Annotated in this window: 17 protein-coding genes; 4 read left to right on the forward strand and 13 right to left on the reverse strand. The window is 41.6% G+C overall.

Features of this window, described 5'->3' with window-relative positions:
• Window positions 1–226: 226 nt before the first annotated feature.
• Together FTV38_RS01710 and FTV38_RS01715 are read right to left on the reverse strand one after the other, a co-directional pair.
• Window positions 227–1,378 (reverse strand): alanine racemase, encoded by a 1,152-nt coding sequence (locus tag FTV38_RS01710; protein WP_180020983.1) that lies wholly within the window; start codon window positions 1,376–1,378, stop codon window positions 227–229.
• 57 nt (window positions 1,379–1,435) lie between these two features.
• Window positions 1,436–2,716 carry a D-arabinono-1,4-lactone oxidase gene (locus FTV38_RS01715; RefSeq protein WP_180021183.1) on the reverse strand — a complete coding sequence of 427 codons (1,281 nt, stop codon included), beginning with the start codon at window positions 2,714–2,716 and terminating at the stop codon, window positions 1,436–1,438.
• Window positions 2,717–3,250: 534 nt separating this feature from the next.
• Here FTV38_RS01715 and FTV38_RS01720 point away from each other — a divergent pair.
• Entirely contained in the window at window positions 3,251–4,891 is a 1,641-nt protein-coding gene (locus FTV38_RS01720) for an acyl-CoA synthetase (protein WP_180020985.1), read from the forward strand.
• Window positions 4,892–5,066: 175 nt separating this feature from the next.
• Here FTV38_RS01720 and yjgA read toward each other — a convergent pair whose 3' ends face one another.
• From yjgA to mazG, 9 genes are all read right to left on the reverse strand, one after another.
• Window positions 5,067–5,600, reverse strand: coding sequence for a ribosome biogenesis factor YjgA (yjgA, locus tag FTV38_RS01725; RefSeq protein ID WP_168378467.1), 534 nt, complete (start codon window positions 5,598–5,600; stop codon window positions 5,067–5,069).
• Between the two features lie 2 nt (window positions 5,601–5,602).
• The gene (locus FTV38_RS01730; protein WP_067763492.1) at window positions 5,603–5,872 is read right to left on the reverse strand and encodes an HPr family phosphocarrier protein; all 270 of its coding nucleotides are present in this window, start codon (window positions 5,870–5,872) and stop codon (window positions 5,603–5,605) included.
• Window positions 5,869–6,720, reverse strand: a complete 852-nt coding sequence (gene rapZ / locus FTV38_RS01735; RefSeq protein ID WP_078189595.1) for an RNase adapter RapZ — start codon at window positions 6,718–6,720, stop codon at window positions 5,869–5,871. The genes FTV38_RS01730 and rapZ overlap by 4 nt, the downstream gene beginning before the upstream one ends.
• A gap of 22 nt (window positions 6,721–6,742) precedes the next feature.
• On the reverse strand, window positions 6,743–7,591 hold the full coding sequence (gene panC, locus FTV38_RS01740) for a pantoate--beta-alanine ligase (RefSeq protein WP_078192648.1): 849 nt from the start codon (window positions 7,589–7,591) through the stop codon (window positions 6,743–6,745).
• A gap of 3 nt (window positions 7,592–7,594) precedes the next feature.
• Window positions 7,595–8,404: a 3-methyl-2-oxobutanoate hydroxymethyltransferase gene (panB, locus tag FTV38_RS01745; RefSeq protein ID WP_180020987.1), complete on the reverse strand. Its 810-nt coding sequence runs from the start codon at window positions 8,402–8,404 to the stop codon at window positions 7,595–7,597.
• Between the two features lie 46 nt (window positions 8,405–8,450).
• On the reverse strand, window positions 8,451–8,936 hold the full coding sequence (gene folK / locus FTV38_RS01750) for a 2-amino-4-hydroxy-6-hydroxymethyldihydropteridine diphosphokinase (protein ID WP_168378465.1): 486 nt from the start codon (window positions 8,934–8,936) through the stop codon (window positions 8,451–8,453).
• Window positions 8,933–10,402, reverse strand: coding sequence for a polynucleotide adenylyltransferase PcnB (gene pcnB, locus FTV38_RS01755; protein ID WP_180020989.1), 1,470 nt, complete (start codon window positions 10,400–10,402; stop codon window positions 8,933–8,935). Before pcnB ends, folK begins: the two co-directional genes overlap by 4 nt.
• A gap of 134 nt (window positions 10,403–10,536) precedes the next feature.
• The gene (locus FTV38_RS01760; protein WP_168378463.1) at window positions 10,537–10,968 is read right to left on the reverse strand and encodes a ComEA family DNA-binding protein; all 432 of its coding nucleotides are present in this window, start codon (window positions 10,966–10,968) and stop codon (window positions 10,537–10,539) included.
• Complete coding sequence (mazG, locus tag FTV38_RS01765; RefSeq protein ID WP_180020991.1) at window positions 10,946–11,740, reverse strand: nucleoside triphosphate pyrophosphohydrolase; 795 nt, start codon at window positions 11,738–11,740, stop codon at window positions 10,946–10,948. The genes FTV38_RS01760 and mazG overlap by 23 nt, the downstream gene beginning before the upstream one ends.
• 104 nt (window positions 11,741–11,844) lie before the next feature.
• Between mazG and FTV38_RS01770 the strand changes: the two genes are divergently transcribed.
• Window positions 11,845–12,621, forward strand: a complete 777-nt coding sequence (locus FTV38_RS01770) for an SDR family oxidoreductase (protein WP_180020993.1) — start codon at window positions 11,845–11,847, stop codon at window positions 12,619–12,621.
• A gap of 165 nt (window positions 12,622–12,786) precedes the next feature.
• Window positions 12,787–13,206, forward strand: a complete 420-nt coding sequence (locus tag FTV38_RS01775; RefSeq protein ID WP_180007221.1) for a hypothetical protein — start codon at window positions 12,787–12,789, stop codon at window positions 13,204–13,206.
• 86 nt (window positions 13,207–13,292) lie between these two features.
• Here FTV38_RS01775 and FTV38_RS01780 read toward each other — a convergent pair whose 3' ends face one another.
• Entirely contained in the window at window positions 13,293–13,934 is a 642-nt protein-coding gene (locus FTV38_RS01780) for a 4'-phosphopantetheinyl transferase superfamily protein (protein ID WP_180020995.1), read from the reverse strand.
• 277 nt (window positions 13,935–14,211) lie between these two features.
• On the opposite strand from FTV38_RS01780, the gene FTV38_RS01785 reads away from it, so the two are divergent.
• The gene (locus FTV38_RS01785) at window positions 14,212–14,781 is read left to right on the forward strand and encodes a hypothetical protein (RefSeq protein WP_180020998.1); all 570 of its coding nucleotides are present in this window, start codon (window positions 14,212–14,214) and stop codon (window positions 14,779–14,781) included.
• A gap of 72 nt (window positions 14,782–14,853) precedes the next feature.
• Here FTV38_RS01785 and der read toward each other — a convergent pair whose 3' ends face one another.
• Window positions 14,854–16,263, reverse strand: coding sequence for a ribosome biogenesis GTPase Der (der, locus tag FTV38_RS01790; RefSeq protein WP_078189606.1), 1,410 nt, complete (start codon window positions 16,261–16,263; stop codon window positions 14,854–14,856).
• Window positions 16,264–16,310 lie beyond the last annotated feature (47 nt).

The raw sequence follows: 16,310 nt of genomic DNA on the forward strand, positions 1-16,310 counted from the left end.
AAATTCGACCTAAATTTTACACGCCCTGTCAACTTTAATAAACCTCTAATCCCATAGAAGTTGATTTTTCTACCGCCTTTTACAAGACTCCTGATAATTCAAGCAGATTTCAGCCGAAATGCGCTTTATGCTGTCAACATAATAATCACGTTCTCATTCATAACTGATGTTACGCACGTAAAAAAAATTGCGAAACAATTGAACCAAAGAACGTAAGGACGCTTTTTTATTCTCTGAAGGTCTCAAAGGCCATGAATTGATCAGCTTGGTACAACCAAAGCTGTGCAAATTGAGGGATGATCATTTCACTCTGGGTAGGGCGTAAAAAAATATAATCATCTACATCTATGCTGCTTGTCTGTGGAATTTGCACAAGCTCCTGATTACTACTGCGACCATATAACGCATGGGGCTGACTGCCTTGAGGATAAACATAGTCCCCTCGCCAATAGCCTCCATAAATAAATACAGCCTGATATTTTGCCCAACGACTGAGCCATTCTAACTGTGGTAATTCAGTCCGCGGCAACACTTTTAACACAGGCGTGGCGATCCACAAGGCACTTTGGAAAGCTTGTAAATTTTTCAGTTCAAAATCTGCGGGTTTTAATAACATCGAGCCAAACGAGACTTCGTTACAGACACTCTGCTGACAATGAAAACTAAAACTAGGACTACCACCACCATTCCAACAGGTGTGTTCATCACATAAGGTTGGGTAGCGCTGTTGTACATAAGCTTTGAATTGTTGATAACTTTGCTGGGACTGTTGATAAGTCTGTTCAGCAGATTGGATCAGCCGTGGAATCTTCGCCACATGTGCGTCATAGCCCATTAATCCTGAAAATTTTAAATGTTGAGGATGTTGAACGATTACATCCAAAACAGCCTTTAGCTCATTGATCGTTTTTAGACCACCACGATGTAGCCCAACATCGATTTCAATATTGATGCGTAGACACAGTTGATGCTGCTCAGCAAATTTGAGGTATTGGGCTAAACGCTGTTCACTATCAATAAGCCATTGCACTTGCGATTGCGTTGCCTGCAAAAACGCCTTGTCTGCATGGTTCAAGGCCTGAATCGGCATCGGTTTTCCAAACAACACATCGGCTTGCGGTATCGATTCGAAAAGTGTTTTCAGATGTACAAAATGAAATAGCATGAAACGCTGTGTCTTGAGCTGTGTAGCACAGTGTTGAAGCAATGCCATGCACGCCAAGGATTTCACTACCAAGCGCGGATGCAGACTATGTGGTATTTGCTGCTGAGTGATCACCAAGTTGTGATTTAATGCATCAACATCCACGATTAACTGGGGCATCCCCGTCCCGTTTTGCTTTAACAGCGTATTCAACTGTTGAAAATATGCATCCATGCCATCCCCTTTTTCATATCGTTCAATTGGTCTTCAGTGTTTAACCTTCCACGACGCTTATTCAATCAGTAATTGCTGTAGCTCTGGACTGAGCCACTTTTGCTGAGGATCTAATTCTTGTCGAATATTCAAAAAATCTTGCCACTTGGGGTACACATTTTGAAGCTGCCGCGCATTTAGGCTATGCAATTTCCCCCAATGCGGACGCCCGCCATATTTTAAAAAAATCGGCTCCACGAGCTTAAAGATGACTTGATAATCTTGCTTATAGAACTGATGCACCGAAATTGAGGCCGAATCTTGCTGATAAAACGGACTGAGCCAAATATCATCCCCACGTACAAGTCGATATTCTAGCGGGAAAAACATCGGAACCTTATGTCGTCGAAGGGTATGCAAAATTTCTTCTAAACAATTCATCCCGTGTTGCAGCGGAATCTGGTATTCCATCTCATTAAATTTGGTACTTCGAGCAGAAGGAAAAATTCGACTTGACCAGTCTACGCTCATCGAGGGTTTGACAAAAACACCTAATAATTTTTGTAGCCATGGATTCAGTGGTGGAAAAATTCGCGTCAATTCTGCACAAAGTTTGAGTAATACGTCGTCATCTAAGCACTGTTCTTTTCGAGGTTGAAGGTTATCTTCCGTCTCATCTAAGGTTTTTAAAATAACCTGATCGGCATGACTAAATGCCCAGAACTCAATATGTCGATGTTCATATTGCCATTGCTGCATATTCTGCATGACATCGTTCAGTGGACATAATCGCGTCTGTTCTTTGAGTTTATACATCGGTCGATTTTGCAGCTGTACATGCGTCAGCACGCCTAAACTCCCGAGTGAAACACGCCCTGCTTGGAAAATTTCGCTGTTCTGTTCAGCACTGCATTGTAGTAACTCGCCCTGCGCGGTTAATAACTCAAACCCCTTAACCAGTGCCGATAAACACGGCAATTCGAGTCCTGTGCCATGTGTCCCTGTTGCGATAGCTCCAGCCAAACTTTGACGATCAATATCTCCTTGATTGATCAGTGCCTGATCAAAAGACGCGAGCTTCTCGCCCAAATCAAATAATCGTGTGCCAGCTTGGACGGTACTTTGGCAGCGTTCAGCATCGATATCTAGAATACCTTTGAGATGATCTAAACTTACTAAGGTATCTGTAGTTTTTGCCAAAGGGCTAAAAGAGTGCCCTGCGCCAACCATACGAATCTTAGGTTGGGATTGAACCACCTCCATTAACTGCTCAAGATTTTTCGGTTGTATAAATGACTTCGGGATCGACTTCTGAGCACCTGACCAATTTTCCCATGCAATGTCGTGTTGAATTGTCATATTCATCCTTATCGCCATACTTTTTATTGTATTCAGCCGTATTGTTTTATTTTTGATTTCCGCTTTTGCAATGTTGATGCACAAGCCATCTTGATTTTTTACTTAGATTATACGAAGTTCAGCATCTACTCAAATTTAAGTTTATTGTTATAAAACAGCAAATAATCCACGATCAATTAAAGAAAATATCATTCGTTTATATCCCCACAAAGACTATTCAAGGCGCTCTACATTATTCGTTAAGCATCATTCAAACCGAATCAATAAAAAAGATCACACACAGAAATATCTGCCAAATCAGTATAAAAACCAACAACACCTATATATTTTTCAACTAAATTATTTATGCTAAAAAATCAATTTTGAGAACTACAGGGTTCATTTTCCTCACCTTATTGTTTTTATTTTATTCAATTTCAATCACTTAAAAATTTAGTATAAATACTCGACTAAAGCATAAATGCAGAGAAGCTACGGACTGAATTATTGTTAAGTCAGATTTAAAACAAATATATATGGACTTGGAGTACCACGATGGTTAGCGCATACGATGAATTGCCACGGACCCCGGCAAATTTTGTGGCACTTTCGCCTCTACGTTATTTAGAGCGTGCAGCCTATATTTATCCTGATCAGGATGCCATTATCCACGGTAATCGTCATATTTCATGGCGCCAAACGTATAACCGCTGTCGTCAATTTGCACATCAGTTGCAACAATTAGGCATTGGCAAAAACGACACCGTGTCTGTGTTATTACCGAACGTTCCGGCTATGGTTGAAGCACACTTTGCCGTACCGATGGCGGGTGCTGTACTAAATACGCTAAATACACGCCTTGATGCGAAAACCATTGCCTTCATGCTGGAACATGCAGAAACCAAAGTCCTGTTGGTTGACCCTGAATTTGCTCAAGTTGCCACCGAAGCTTTGGCTTTGATCGATCAAGACATTTATGTCATTGATGTTGCAGATGCTGAATTTGAAGGTACAGCACAACCGATTGGACAAATCGAATTTGAAGACTGGTTGGCGCAAGGCGATGCGAACTTTGAATGGCACTTACCTCAAGATGAATGGGATGCGATTAGTTTAAGCTATACCTCGGGTACCACAGGGAATCCAAAAGGCGTGGTGTATCATCACCGCGGCGCATATATCAATGCAGCGAGTAACATCATTGCTTGCGGCATGACGCCACGTGCAACGTATCTGTGGACGCTTCCTCTATTCCACTGTAATGGCTGGTGCTTTGCATGGACAATGGCAGCCAATGGCGGAACCAATATTTGTCTACGTAAAATTGACCCTGAACTGATTTTCAAATTGATTGCAGAACACAAAGTAGATTATTTCTGCGGTGCGCCAATCGTACTTTCAATGTTGATCAATACGCCTGAAGAGAAAAAAGTGCAATTTGACCATCGCGTTGAAGTGATGGTTGCTGGTGCAGCGCCACCTGCAGCGATTATTGAAGGGATGCGTAATATTGGTATTAATGTCACACATGTCTATGGTTTGACTGAAACATATGGTCCATCGGCACTTTGCGCATCGCAAGCTGGTTGGTCTGATCTTTCCATTCAAGAACAAGCACAGTTGCATTCTCGCCAAGGTGTGCCATACCCGCTTCAAGATGGCATGAAAGTCATTGATCCTGAAACCATGTTACCTGTTCCGCATGATGGCCAGACCATGGGTGAAATCATGTTCCGTGGCAACATCGTAATGAAAGGCTATTTGAAAAACCCAGAAGCAACGGCTGAAGCCTTTGCCGGTGGCTGGTTCCATACCGGCGACTTAGCAGTCTGCCAACCTGACGGTTATGCCAAAATTACTGACCGCTCTAAAGATGTGATCATTTCAGGGGGTGAAAACATTTCATCGCTCGAAGTAGAAGAAATTCTATATCAACACCCTGCTGTACTGACCGCTGCAGTGGTTGCAAAACCTGACCCTCGTTGGCAAGAAGTGCCTTGTGCCTTTATTGAATTAAAAGCAGGTAAAGAAGCAACGCCTGAAGAACTGATCGAATTCTGTAAGCAGCACCTTGCACGTTTCAAAGTACCTAAAGATGTAGTGATTACCGAAATTCCAAAAACCTCGACAGGTAAACTTCAGAAGTTCGTTCTCCGTGAATGGGCTAAAGAGCGCGCTGTTGGTGAATTTGGTTAATATTAAAACTCAAAAGCCAAGCATGATTTTTTCAATCATTTAAGCAAAAAAAGCGACCTAATCAGGTCGCTTTTTTGATGTGAAGTCTATAACTTCACGTTTTGCTTCAATGATCAGATCATGTTGAATTCTCTGATCATTGAGCTATCTAAGTACCTGGTTATCTAATCATGCATTAGTTATCAGATAATAAAGCCACTTGTTGAATGTAGTTAAACAATTTCAACTTTGACGCAGTCAGTTCTTCTTCGCTTACATTTTTTGCTATATCACGTTGAATACGCAAAATATGCTGACGAATAGGATGATGTTCAGCAGCATTATGTGCTTTCATGAACTCTTTAATGACTGGTTCACCTTGGGCAATCATACGTTCAGTCCAGCGTTGAAGCTGCGCTGTTTTTTTCGCACCTTGCTGCGGGGTTAAGTAAGATAAAATCATGGTTTCATCTTCATTACGCAGCAATTTACCTACACGTTGAAACTGACGGCGTCGCGCTTCATGTGAAGTAATGGTTTGTGCATCAAGTAGTGCTTCGATCAGACGCTCTTCTACAGGAAGATTTTTAATCTGTTTAGGATTCAGTTTTGCAAGTTCCTCGCCCAAAGCAGCCATACGTTGTACAGCTTTCTTTTGCTCAGTTTTACTTGCACGTCCTTCTAAGGATTCAAAGTCTTCTTCGGTATAGCGGTTCGGTCGACGTGCCACGTTTAATCTGCCTCGTAAAATTTTGCTGCAAACAGTGCTTGAATTTCAGACAAAGCTTTTTCTTCATCTGCACCTTCAATCACTAAGCGTAAAGTTGTGCCCTTGCCTGCGCCAAGCATCAGCAAAGACATAATATTTTTGGCATCTACTAATTTTCCACCCTTACCAATTTGAATCGACGAGCGAAATTTGGTCGTGACTTCGATTAGCTTGCCAGATGCACGCGCATGTAAACCCAGTTTATTAATTACGTCAACAGTTGTGTCGATCATGACCAGTGCTTCATTTCTCTATGTAGAACCTGAATAGACCATTTTGCCTCAAGTGCTTTTTTTAGTCTATCTACGATATATACCGAACGGTGTTGCCCACCTGTACAACCGATCGACACCGTCATGTAATGACGATGCCCTTCGGCAAATGCCGGCAGCCATTTATCCAAGAAATTATAAATATCTTGGAACATTTCATTGGTTTGTTCACTTTGCTGTAAAAATTGACGAACTGGCTCATCTAATCCTGAATACTTACGTAATTCCATATCCCAGTGCGGATTGGGCAAATGACGGACGTCAAAAACATAATCTGCATCGAGTGGAATACCATGCTTATAGCCAAAAGACTGTAAGATCAAAATTAAATTATCTGCCTGTCCAAGTTTAGACAGCAAGGTATGTTTTAAATCATGTACACTCTTATCTGTAGTATCAATATGTACTGTCGAGCGTAATTGAATCGGCAACAGTAAAGATTTTTCTTCCTGTATGCACTCATTTAAACTTTTGAAACGACTTGCCAACGGATGGGGACGTCGAGATGAACTGAATCGCGCAATCAATTCCTGATCACGCGTGGTCAAATAAATAATATCGACTGAGCCATGGCGTTGTAGCTGTTGAAAAACCAAATCGAACTCTTGTAAATCTGCACGTGTACTGCGGACATCCACACCCAGTGCCAATTGTTCAAGATTATTTTCTGAATCAAGTTTTTCAACAATTTCGGGGAGTAAGGCCAATGGCAAATTATCGATACAGTAATAGCCTAAATCCTCAAGTATCTGTAATGCAGATGACTTTCCAGATCCAGATTGTCCTGTAACAATTAAAATGCGCTTCATCGCTTGCTACCCCATAGCCGTTTTAAACTGCAGTATATTTAACCTGCATATTATCAATAAGACGTGTTGCGCCTAATTTAGCCGCAATAAACAACACCACGTCTTGATCAAATTCTTCAATTTTCTGTAATTCAGGTGTACGTGCTTCAACATAGTCCACAACAAAACCCGCTGCTGTCAATGTTGCTTTAATATTCGCTAACACATCTGCAAGTTGAGTTCCAGCATGTAATTCTGCCTCAGCCGTTTTCAAGCTTTGGTAAATCGTTGGTGCAATCGCACGATTTTCCGCACTTAAATAACCATTACGTGAGCTCAATGCCAAACCATCTTCAGCACGAGTAATCGGCACACCAATCACTTCTAGTGGAATATTTAAGTCACGTACAAACTGACGAATCACTGCAAGTTGCTGGTAATCTTTTTGCCCAAAGAATGCAAAATTCGGTTGAACAATATTAAAGAGTTTTGTCACAACAACAGCAACACCGTCAAAATGACCCGGACGCTGTTCGCCACACAAATCATTGGTAATGCCGCCCACGCTAATATTGGTTAAGCGCGGTTTGTTGCCATACATTTGTTCAACAGTCGGTGCAAACACGATGTCACAACCCACTTCAGCCAATAAGTGCTGATCTTGTTCCAAAGTACGTGGATAGTTGTCAAAGTCTTCATTTGGACCAAACTGAATTGGGTTAACGAAAATACTCACCACCACGACATCACACAGTTTACGTGCTTCACGAACTAAATTAAGGTGACCTTCATGCAAGTTCCCCATCGTTGGTACAAAACCAATGATTTTGCGCGCAGCACGTGCTGGATTTAGCGATGCACTTAAACCTTGAATCGTTGTTTCAGTTTTCATGTCTTACAGCTCAATTTGGAATGTATGTTCTTTGGCAGGGAAACTACCATCAAGTACGGCAGTATGATACGCCTTAAACGCATCCACAATTGCTGTTTCCCCTGCTTGCTCTTTCATAAAGTTGCGAACAAATTTCGCCACGTGACTAAACGTCAGTCCCAACATATCTTGTTGAACCAAGACTTGAGCATCCGTTTCTGCACCGGCACCGATCCCAATCACAGGTGTATTTGGGAATAATTCACTAATTTCTTTACCCACTTGGGCAGGAACACATTCCAAAAGTAAAATTGCTGCACCTGCATCAACCACAGCTTTACAATCTGCAATGAGTTGATCCGCGGTTTCGCGTGTACGTGCTTGCACTTTATAACCGCCAAACACATGAACCGATTGCGGAGTTAACCCTAAATGCACACACACTGGAATACCATTACGGGTCAATACTTCAACTGTTTCTGACAACCATGCACCACCTTCCAATTTGACCATCTGTGCGCCTGCTTGCATCACAGTCTTTGAATTCACCAAAGCGTCATTCAAAGTGGCATAGGTCATAAATGGCAAATCAGTCAAAATAAACGCATGTTTATTGCCACGACGCACTGCAGCAGTGTGATATACCATATCTTCAACAGTGACAGGCAAAGTTGAGTCATTCCCTTGAATGGTCATCCCCAATGAGTCGCCAATCAGAATACTATCGACTTCAGCAACTTCCATTGCTTTTGCCATGCTCGCATCATAGCAAGTCAGGCAGGAGAATTTGCGGCCTTCCGCTTTAAATTTTTTCAAGTCACTTAGACTAATCATTTCAATATTCCTCAGATGACGGCTTTCTCAAGTGGTCATACAAAAATTAAAGATGGGCCCAGTTTCCTGCATCCAATACAGTTAAATTTGGATTATTCAAAATAGGTAAATCTTTTAATGATTGTCCTTTAATCTGTAGATTCTCATCTAAATCCAACAAAGGTTTCAACACAAAATCACGTTCTAAAACACCAACATGAGGCACCGTCAAACGTTCATTTTGAATGTGCTGTTCACCATAAATCAGTAAATCTAAATCCAGTGTACGCTCCCCCCAATGACGTAGGCGTACACGCCCCGACTCTTGTTCAAAGCGTTGCAATTCATCCAACAAGGCCAAAGGTGCTAGATCAGTTTCTAATGCAACCGCTGCATTTAAATAATTCGGCTGATCTTGTGGCCCCATTGGCGGGCTTTGATACAGTTTTGAGACTTTCACTTTTCCGAGTGTTGCAAGTTTATGCACCGCTTCACTAAGGATCTGTAGAGAATCACCTAAATTACTGCCTAAACCAATATATGTCAGCGTCATTGTGTTGGCCCAAAAATAACCTGAGTCAAATCTCGTTTCACACGTTTACGTTTTAAAATCGGATGATCTGCACCAATTTCACCACTGGCTGACGCTGCCACGATTGACACTGTCGCTGGACTGTTGGCATGTGATTTAGGCTTACGTTGACGGCGACTTCTGCTTTCTGGTTCATTCACCAGCGGTTCAATTTCAACTTGCTGATGAGTAGAAGTTTTGGCTTCCACATCTTCATGCGCCGCTTTACGACGACTCTTGGCACGTTGACGATTGTATTGGCTAATTGCCAGTTCTTTTTCGTCAGTGCTCATCTGCTGATAAGCATCCCACCACTGGCCCATACCTTGCGTGCTTGTATCGCCCGATTTTTCACGCAGAAGCAAGAAGTCAAAGCCTGCACGGAAACGCGCATGACCTGATAGTGCTTCAATTTGCTGTGGTTTTGGATTCAGCAAACGGGTTTGCATTTCCCAAACTTCACGAATAAATGTTTCTGCAAAGCGTGGAATAATGGTTCGTGTAGCCTGACGTTTCAATACATCCAAGCCTGCTTGAGCACGCGCTTCAGCAGGAACCACACCTTTATTCAAATAGAACGTACAACGTTCTTGGAACGGAATCCACAATAACACGGCATAGAAAAATGCAGGGTTAATGGTTTTCCCAATCGAAATACGTTGATCGGTATTTTTTGCAGCCAACTCAATAAATGGGGTTACGACCGGTTTGATATCTGCAAATAATTGATACCAAATACCAAAATCGATCAGCATCGGTAAGACGCGATTGAGATGCCCCATGGTAAAGAGCTTTTGTGACTCATCGTATAAACGATGTGGAGACACATCACGCAGCAATTGAGTGAGTTCTGGAGTAAAAACATCCAGAATTTTTTCATCAATATTAAAGTTTAATTTGGCTGCAAAACGTAAAGTCCGAAGCATCCGCACAGGATCTTCTTCAAAACGTAATTGTGGATCACCCAATAAACGCAACGTTTTATGCTTAATGTCATCTACTGCATGACAAAAATCTAGCACTTCACCTTTGCGTGGTTGGTAATACATTGCATTGATCGAGAAGTCACGACGTGCAAAGTCTTGCTCAATCGTACCCCAATTATTATCACGTAAAATCATGCCCGCAGCAGAAGTCACGGCTTTTTTAGGTGGCGCACGAAAGGTCGCAACTTCGATCAGTTCACGTCCTGAGTAGACATGCACCAGCTCAAAACGACGACCAATAATTCGGCAACGTCGCCCGAAGACTTCTTTCACCTGAGCTGGTGTCGCATTAGTTACGGCATCAAAATCTTTAGGTGCATGACCCAACATTAGGTCACGGACACCGCCACCCACGATATAAGCTTCATAGCCTGCCTTAGTTAAGGCATCAATCACATCTAAAATGGAAGAAGGTAATTGTGCGGTTGATAAACCACATTTGGACGCGCGCAAAGTTTGCAAAAGACGCTGTCTCCTACGTCTGAACGTAAAATTCTTAAGATGTCGCTAATGATATCTCTAACACAATCAAAGGGCAATTTGATTATCTCAATGCTCAAGCTGAGCTTAACCTAATTCTTTTTTTTACACTTCACTTAAAGTGCCAATTTTGCTTTATTTTTAGCAAACAGTGCAGGACCGATTCCCTTAACCTGTTGAATATCATCAATGCTTTTAAATAAGCCATTACTTTTACGATATTGCACAATGGCTTCTGCTTTTTTCTGACCAATTCCATGTAATGTTTGCAGTTCATCGACTGAGGCTGTATTTAAGCGTACCTGATCTGTTCGACTATTTTGTTGGGTGCTGGGGCGTGACAAATAATAGTTGGCATTGCTCGGTGCAGTTGTCGCTTTGGACTTAGTGGCCTCAGATTGCTTTTTTAATTGTTGATCTTGAGCTTGCTGCATGGCTTTCCATTCCGCGTAGCCCGAAGGGCTTTGCGCAAAAGTTAAATCTGCCATTAAACTCAAAACCAAGACAAGTAGTTGTGTAAAGCATTTATTCTTTAGGATGTAGTGCATATTCAGCCTGTTGTTTTAATTGTTGTTTTGCCTGTTCCCATAACTGATCCATTTCAGTCAGGGACAAGTCTTCTACATGTTTTTGTTGTAATGTGGCCTGTGCTTCAATATAAGCAAAACGGCTTCTAAATTTATGAATGGTACTTAACAGTGCCATCTCACTTGAGATGCCAATCTTACGTCCAACATTCACTAGAGAAAATAAGCAATCACCAAATTCATCAAATATTTCGTCGGATTTTTTGCCTGCCAAGGCCTCTTTTAACTCCCCTAGCTCTTCCTCAAGCTTGCCATAAGCCCCTTCAATATCTGGAAAATCAAATCCAATTTTCGCCACATTTTTTTGGATTTCATCTGCTTGGCTTAATGCAGGTGCATGTTTAACCTCATCTAATCTAGATGCTGATTTCCCTGCTTTTTCTTGTTGTTTAATCTGTTTCCATAGTGTTGCCACATCATCCGCATTGAGTGCAGAAAACTGCTCTGCCTGAAACACATGGGGATGACGGCGAATTAATTTATCTGTAATGGCTTGCACCACATCTTGAAAATCAAACGCGCCTTGTTCGCTATACATCTGCGACTGAAAAACCACTTGCAGCAACAAATCCCCCAGTTCATCTCGCACATCGTCAATCTGACCTGAACGAACCGCCGCTTCAACTTCATAGGCCTCTTCTATAGCATAACGAGTCAGACTTTCTGGGGTTTGCTTTTGATCCCATGGACATTTTTCACGTAATTCTTTCATCACTGCTAATAATTGTTCCATGTGAACTCCAGCTATTTACTCATCAGTACATTGTTTCGATTACAGAATTTGATATGCTCAAAATTCACTCAGGGAATGAGCAACTCAATTCAGGGAAGCATAACATGCAAAGTATTTTTATTAGCGGTGCAGGACAAGGGATTGGCGCAGCAATTGCACGACTGTTCATACAACAAGGCTATAAAGTTGGGCTCTACGACATTAACCAATCTCAAGTCACCTCATTAGCTGCTGAACTCGGTAGCCATGCCAAAGCTGGGCTTTTAGATGTGACACAACCAGAGCAATGGCAAAGCGCTTTAGCTGAATTTGTTGCTTGGGCAGGTCAGCTGAATATCTTAGTCAATAATGCCGGAATTCTGTATTCAGGCAGCTTTGAACATACGGAACTGTCTGCACACCACCGAACGATTGATATCAATGTCAAAGGGGTGATAAACGGTTGCTATGCGGCATTCCCCTATTTACAACAAAGCAATTTTGCTCGTGTGATTAACCTCTCTTCGGCTTCAGCTATTTATGGACAAGCAGATTTAGCCAGCTATGCCACATCTAAATTTGCTGTACGTGGGTTCACTGAAAGTTTGGATATTGAGTGGCAAAAATACAATATTCGCGTTTTAGATGTGATGCCTTTATTTGTTCAAACCGCGATGGTGCAAGACATTGATGCACAAAGTATTAAGAAAATTGGCGTCAATCTTCAACCGAGCGATGTCGCTCAGCAAATTTATGCCTTGGTACAAAAAAAGGATACGGTCTTAATGGCCACACATACACCTGTGGGGATGAAAGCTAAATTTTTATTTAATTTATCGAAGTTTAGCCCGCAATTTGTCAACCGCTTAAGTAATATTTGGATTGCACAAAAACCCAAATAGTAACGTGTTACTAATCATCTAATTTTGCAATCATATTTGTACGCAAATTACACAAAGTTACACAATTGTCACATTTTAACAGGACAAAATTCCTTTTTTTGAATAATATTCACCCGCCCATTACTTTCGGGCGTTTATTTTCTAACAATAAAAGTGAATTATTTCATGAAAAAATTACTTGTTCTTGCAACTGTTACTTCTATTTCAATTTCTGCTTTTGCTACAACTCAATTCGCATCTTCAGAATTAAAAGCGATGGATTGTGCAACTCTTGCTGTTGAAAAAGCGAATGCTAAGCGCTCTTTAGAAGCTGCTGACAAAAACATTGCAAACATCCAAGCATCTGCTCAAGCGCCAGGCAAATCATTGAGCAAATTTGCTGGTTTAGCGGGTGGCGCTCTTGCTGCTTTCGGTGGTAACTCTGAAAAAGCTGCTCGTGCAGGCAACATTGCAAACAGCTTGGCTGGTGAGCAAGATACTTCAGAAGCAGGTAATCTTGAACTTCAACAAGCGAACAAATCTGCTGCTCAAGCAAACATCGACAACATTGGTATCTACCAAGGTTCTAAAAAATGCAAAATCTAATCTAAAGCCAGTTTAGATTAATTTAAAAAAAAGCCCTGTTCAGCCAGAACAGGGCTTTTTTCATGATGATTTTATTTCATACCGATTTATAAGACATTCAACTCAATATTAGGCAAATGAAAGCCTCGGCAAGATTGTTCACTTTGCCATGCCACCGTCAACATGACATGCGGCAGTTGAATATTCTGATAAGCAAAAGTGCCAATTGCGGGATGGCTACACATCCCACCATTCTGCTCAGGATGACACTGTGTATTCAGTTCATTCAGGTTCACTCGAATCCCTAAACCTGACGCTTTAAGTACCGCCTCTTTGGTGGTCCAAACTTTAAACCAAAAATCAGGATCATGCTCACAACTGTCCCAATTGAGCAATTCTTCGGGATGAAAGCTGTGTTGAGCCATCGCATCAAAACAAACTTTTCGATTTAAATCCTCAATATCCACACCAATATTGGCGATTTTTTCACTGCTGGCTAAAACATAATGCTGCTGGCTATGACTATGATTAAAATGAAAGTGTGGAAAATCAGGAAGAAAAGGCTTACCAAATGCAGACTTTGAAAAATCTGAATTTTCAACTGACCTATTTAGCCGCTGCGCAAGTAATTGATTGCGATATTGGTAAATGGCTTGTTTACGCACGGCAATTACCTCTTGACGACTCAAGCCATGCGGCTCCACAAAGAAGTCAGTAATTGCACTATATTCAAGCTGAATTTTCGCCATAAGTTGTTGATCCAATATCTTTTACACTACGTCCATGACGCTATATTTTATGCGACACTCCGACACAAAATACACCACATTACAGATGAGCGCATCGGTCCTTTGACTCGTCGAGATTTTAAAACTCAGTTTAAAAATATTTCTAACCACTTAAGAAATACTTAATATTATAAATATATTCAAATACTTAAGTATAATAAATATTTCAAATACATCTTCAATTAGATAAAATACTCTAGATTCTTATAACTTTAATTTAAAACTCGGGGTAAACCAGATGCTAAGAAAAATCACCTTAATCAGTTCACTTTGTGTCCTACCATGTTTCGCTCAAGCAGGTTTATTGGATGCAGCTGTTGCAGTGATGGGTGCCAAAAATGGCGCGATTATGGACCAAGCTGAAGCTCGTATGAATCAAAGCCGTCAAGAAGCTGCTAACGCCGTGGCTCAAGCAGACCGTGGCTATGCCTCAAATTTCAATCAAGCTAGCCAAACCAACAATAGTGTTTATAGCACCAGTTATTTAAAAACCTTGGATTGCACAGACCTGAGCGTTGAGCGTAAAACTTTCGAACGTACATTGGAAGCATCACAACTGGCATTAAGCCAAGCGTCAGCACAGCAAAATAACCAAGCTTCAAAATGGGCGGGGCTTGCTGGCAACGCGCTATCCGCCTTTTCAGGTCAATCTGAAACAGCGGCACGTATGGGACAATTTGCTACGGCTTTTTCGGGCAATAAAAATACACAACAGGATAGCAACAGCGCTCAGCAAGCCATGGAAGTTGCTCAAGCCAACCTCGATAATATTGATATTTACCGCCAAGCTAAAAAGTGCAAAAACTAATTTCTACATCTTTTTAGATAAATAAAGTGAAAAAAAGCCTGCATATCTGCAGGCTTTTTTACTTATCCAAACTTAGCGTTTGAATTTCTTTTCCGCTTTTTTGAACTTCTGAACATAACGACGTTTACGTGCAGCCGTACGCTCATCGATTTGCGACTTACGACCCTCAAATGGGTTATCAGAGGTTTTAAATTCAATTTTGACTGGCGTACCTTCAAGTTTATAAACTTTACGGAACACGTTTTCTAGGTAACGACGATAGTCATTTGGCGTTTTATCAACTTTGTTACCGTGAATCACAATCGTCGGTGGATTTTGTCCGCCCATATGTGCATAACGCATTTTGATACGACGACCTTGAACCATTGGTGGTTGGTGTGCATCAGTTGCATCATTCAAGATTTGAGTGATTTTCGCAGGTGACACTTTCAAATGCGAAGAATCATAAGCACGATGGATCGATGGATAAAGATCACCAACACCTGTACCGTGAAGTGCAGAAATTAAGTGAATTTTTGCCCAAGGAATAAAGTCAAAACGACGTTCAACATCTAATTTACACTGTTTACGGTCGTAGTCAGACATGTTGTCCCATTTGTTGATGGCAATTACCATCGCACGCCCTGCTTCAAGCGCATAACCGATCAAATGCAAGTCTTGCTCAACGATCCCTTCACGTGCATCGACAACAATAACCACAACATGCGCATCTTTCATCGCTTGTAAAGTTTTCACAATCGAGAATTTCTCGATCATTTCGTCCACTTTACCTTTACGACGTACACCCGCAGTATCGATTAATGTGTATTTACGGCCATCACGTTCAAATGGGATATAAATCGAGTCACGTGTAGTACCTGGTTGGTCAAATGCAACCACACGGTCTTCACCCAACAAACGGTTCACTAGAGTCGATTTACCCACGTTTGGACGACCAATAATCGCTAAACGTAAGCCAGTGTCTTTATCGTGTTGTTCTTCACTTTCATCTTCAGGCACTTCAGCTAACACTTCTTCAAGCATTTGCTGAACACCACGACCATGGCTGGCAGCCACTTGAAGTGGTTCACCCATACCTAATTTGAAGAATTCAACTAAAGCTGCTTCGGCATGAACACCATCAACTTTGTTGGCAACAAGATAAACTTTTTTACCCAGCGTACGTAGGTCACGAGCAATTTGCTCATCAGATGCCAATAAGCCTGCGCGAGCATCAACAACGAAGACAATAATATCTGCTTCATTGATGGCAGTTTTTGACTGTTCTGCCATGTACGAATCGATACCACCTTCAGTTTCGCCAATACCCCCAGTATCAACGACAATGAAAGATTTGTTTTGATAAGTCGCGTCACCATATTTACGGTCACGAGTCAGACCGGCAAAGTCAGCAACGAGAGCATCACGGCTCTTGGTTATCTGGTTAAACAACGTTGATTTTCCGACGTTCGGACGACCAATGAGCGCAATTACGGGTTTCATAGATTAACCTTTATTCCAGATCAGCCAGTTTGGTCTGGTCTGAACAT

The organism is Acinetobacter sp. YH16044, from assembly GCF_013417145.1.
GTDB lineage: Bacteria > Pseudomonadota > Gammaproteobacteria > Pseudomonadales > Moraxellaceae > Acinetobacter > Acinetobacter amyesii.

Excerpts from the sequence above, each read along its gene's own strand:
- FTV38_RS01710 (WP_180020983.1), bottom strand. The coding sequence starts at position 1,378 with ATGGATGCATATTTTCAACAGTTGAATACGCTGTTAAAGCAAAACGGG.
- FTV38_RS01715 (WP_180021183.1), bottom strand. The coding sequence starts at position 2,716 with ATGACAATTCAACACGACATTGCATGGGAAAATTGGTCAGGTGCTCAG.
- FTV38_RS01720 (WP_180020985.1), top strand. The coding sequence starts at position 3,251 with ATGGTTAGCGCATACGATGAATTGCCACGGACCCCGGCAAATTTTGTG.
- FTV38_RS01730 (WP_067763492.1), bottom strand. The coding sequence starts at position 5,872 with ATGATCGACACAACTGTTGACGTAATTAATAAACTGGGTTTACATGCG.
- rapZ (WP_078189595.1), bottom strand. The coding sequence starts at position 6,720 with ATGAAGCGCATTTTAATTGTTACAGGACAATCTGGATCTGGAAAGTCA.
- panC (WP_078192648.1), bottom strand. The coding sequence starts at position 7,591 with ATGAAAACTGAAACAACGATTCAAGGTTTAAGTGCATCGCTAAATCCA.
- panB (WP_180020987.1), bottom strand. The coding sequence starts at position 8,404 with ATGATTAGTCTAAGTGACTTGAAAAAATTTAAAGCGGAAGGCCGCAAA.
- folK (WP_168378465.1), bottom strand. The coding sequence starts at position 8,936 with ATGACGCTGACATATATTGGTTTAGGCAGTAATTTAGGTGATTCTCTA.
- FTV38_RS01760 (WP_168378463.1), bottom strand. The coding sequence starts at position 10,968 with ATGCACTACATCCTAAAGAATAAATGCTTTACACAACTACTTGTCTTG.
- mazG (WP_180020991.1), bottom strand. The coding sequence starts at position 11,740 with ATGGAACAATTATTAGCAGTGATGAAAGAATTACGTGAAAAATGTCCA.
- FTV38_RS01770 (WP_180020993.1), top strand. The coding sequence starts at position 11,845 with ATGCAAAGTATTTTTATTAGCGGTGCAGGACAAGGGATTGGCGCAGCA.
- FTV38_RS01775 (WP_180007221.1), top strand. The coding sequence starts at position 12,787 with ATGAAAAAATTACTTGTTCTTGCAACTGTTACTTCTATTTCAATTTCT.
- FTV38_RS01780 (WP_180020995.1), bottom strand. The coding sequence starts at position 13,934 with ATGGCGAAAATTCAGCTTGAATATAGTGCAATTACTGACTTCTTTGTG.
- FTV38_RS01785 (WP_180020998.1), top strand. The coding sequence starts at position 14,212 with ATGCTAAGAAAAATCACCTTAATCAGTTCACTTTGTGTCCTACCATGT.
- der (WP_078189606.1), bottom strand. The coding sequence starts at position 16,263 with ATGAAACCCGTAATTGCGCTCATTGGTCGTCCGAACGTCGGAAAATCA.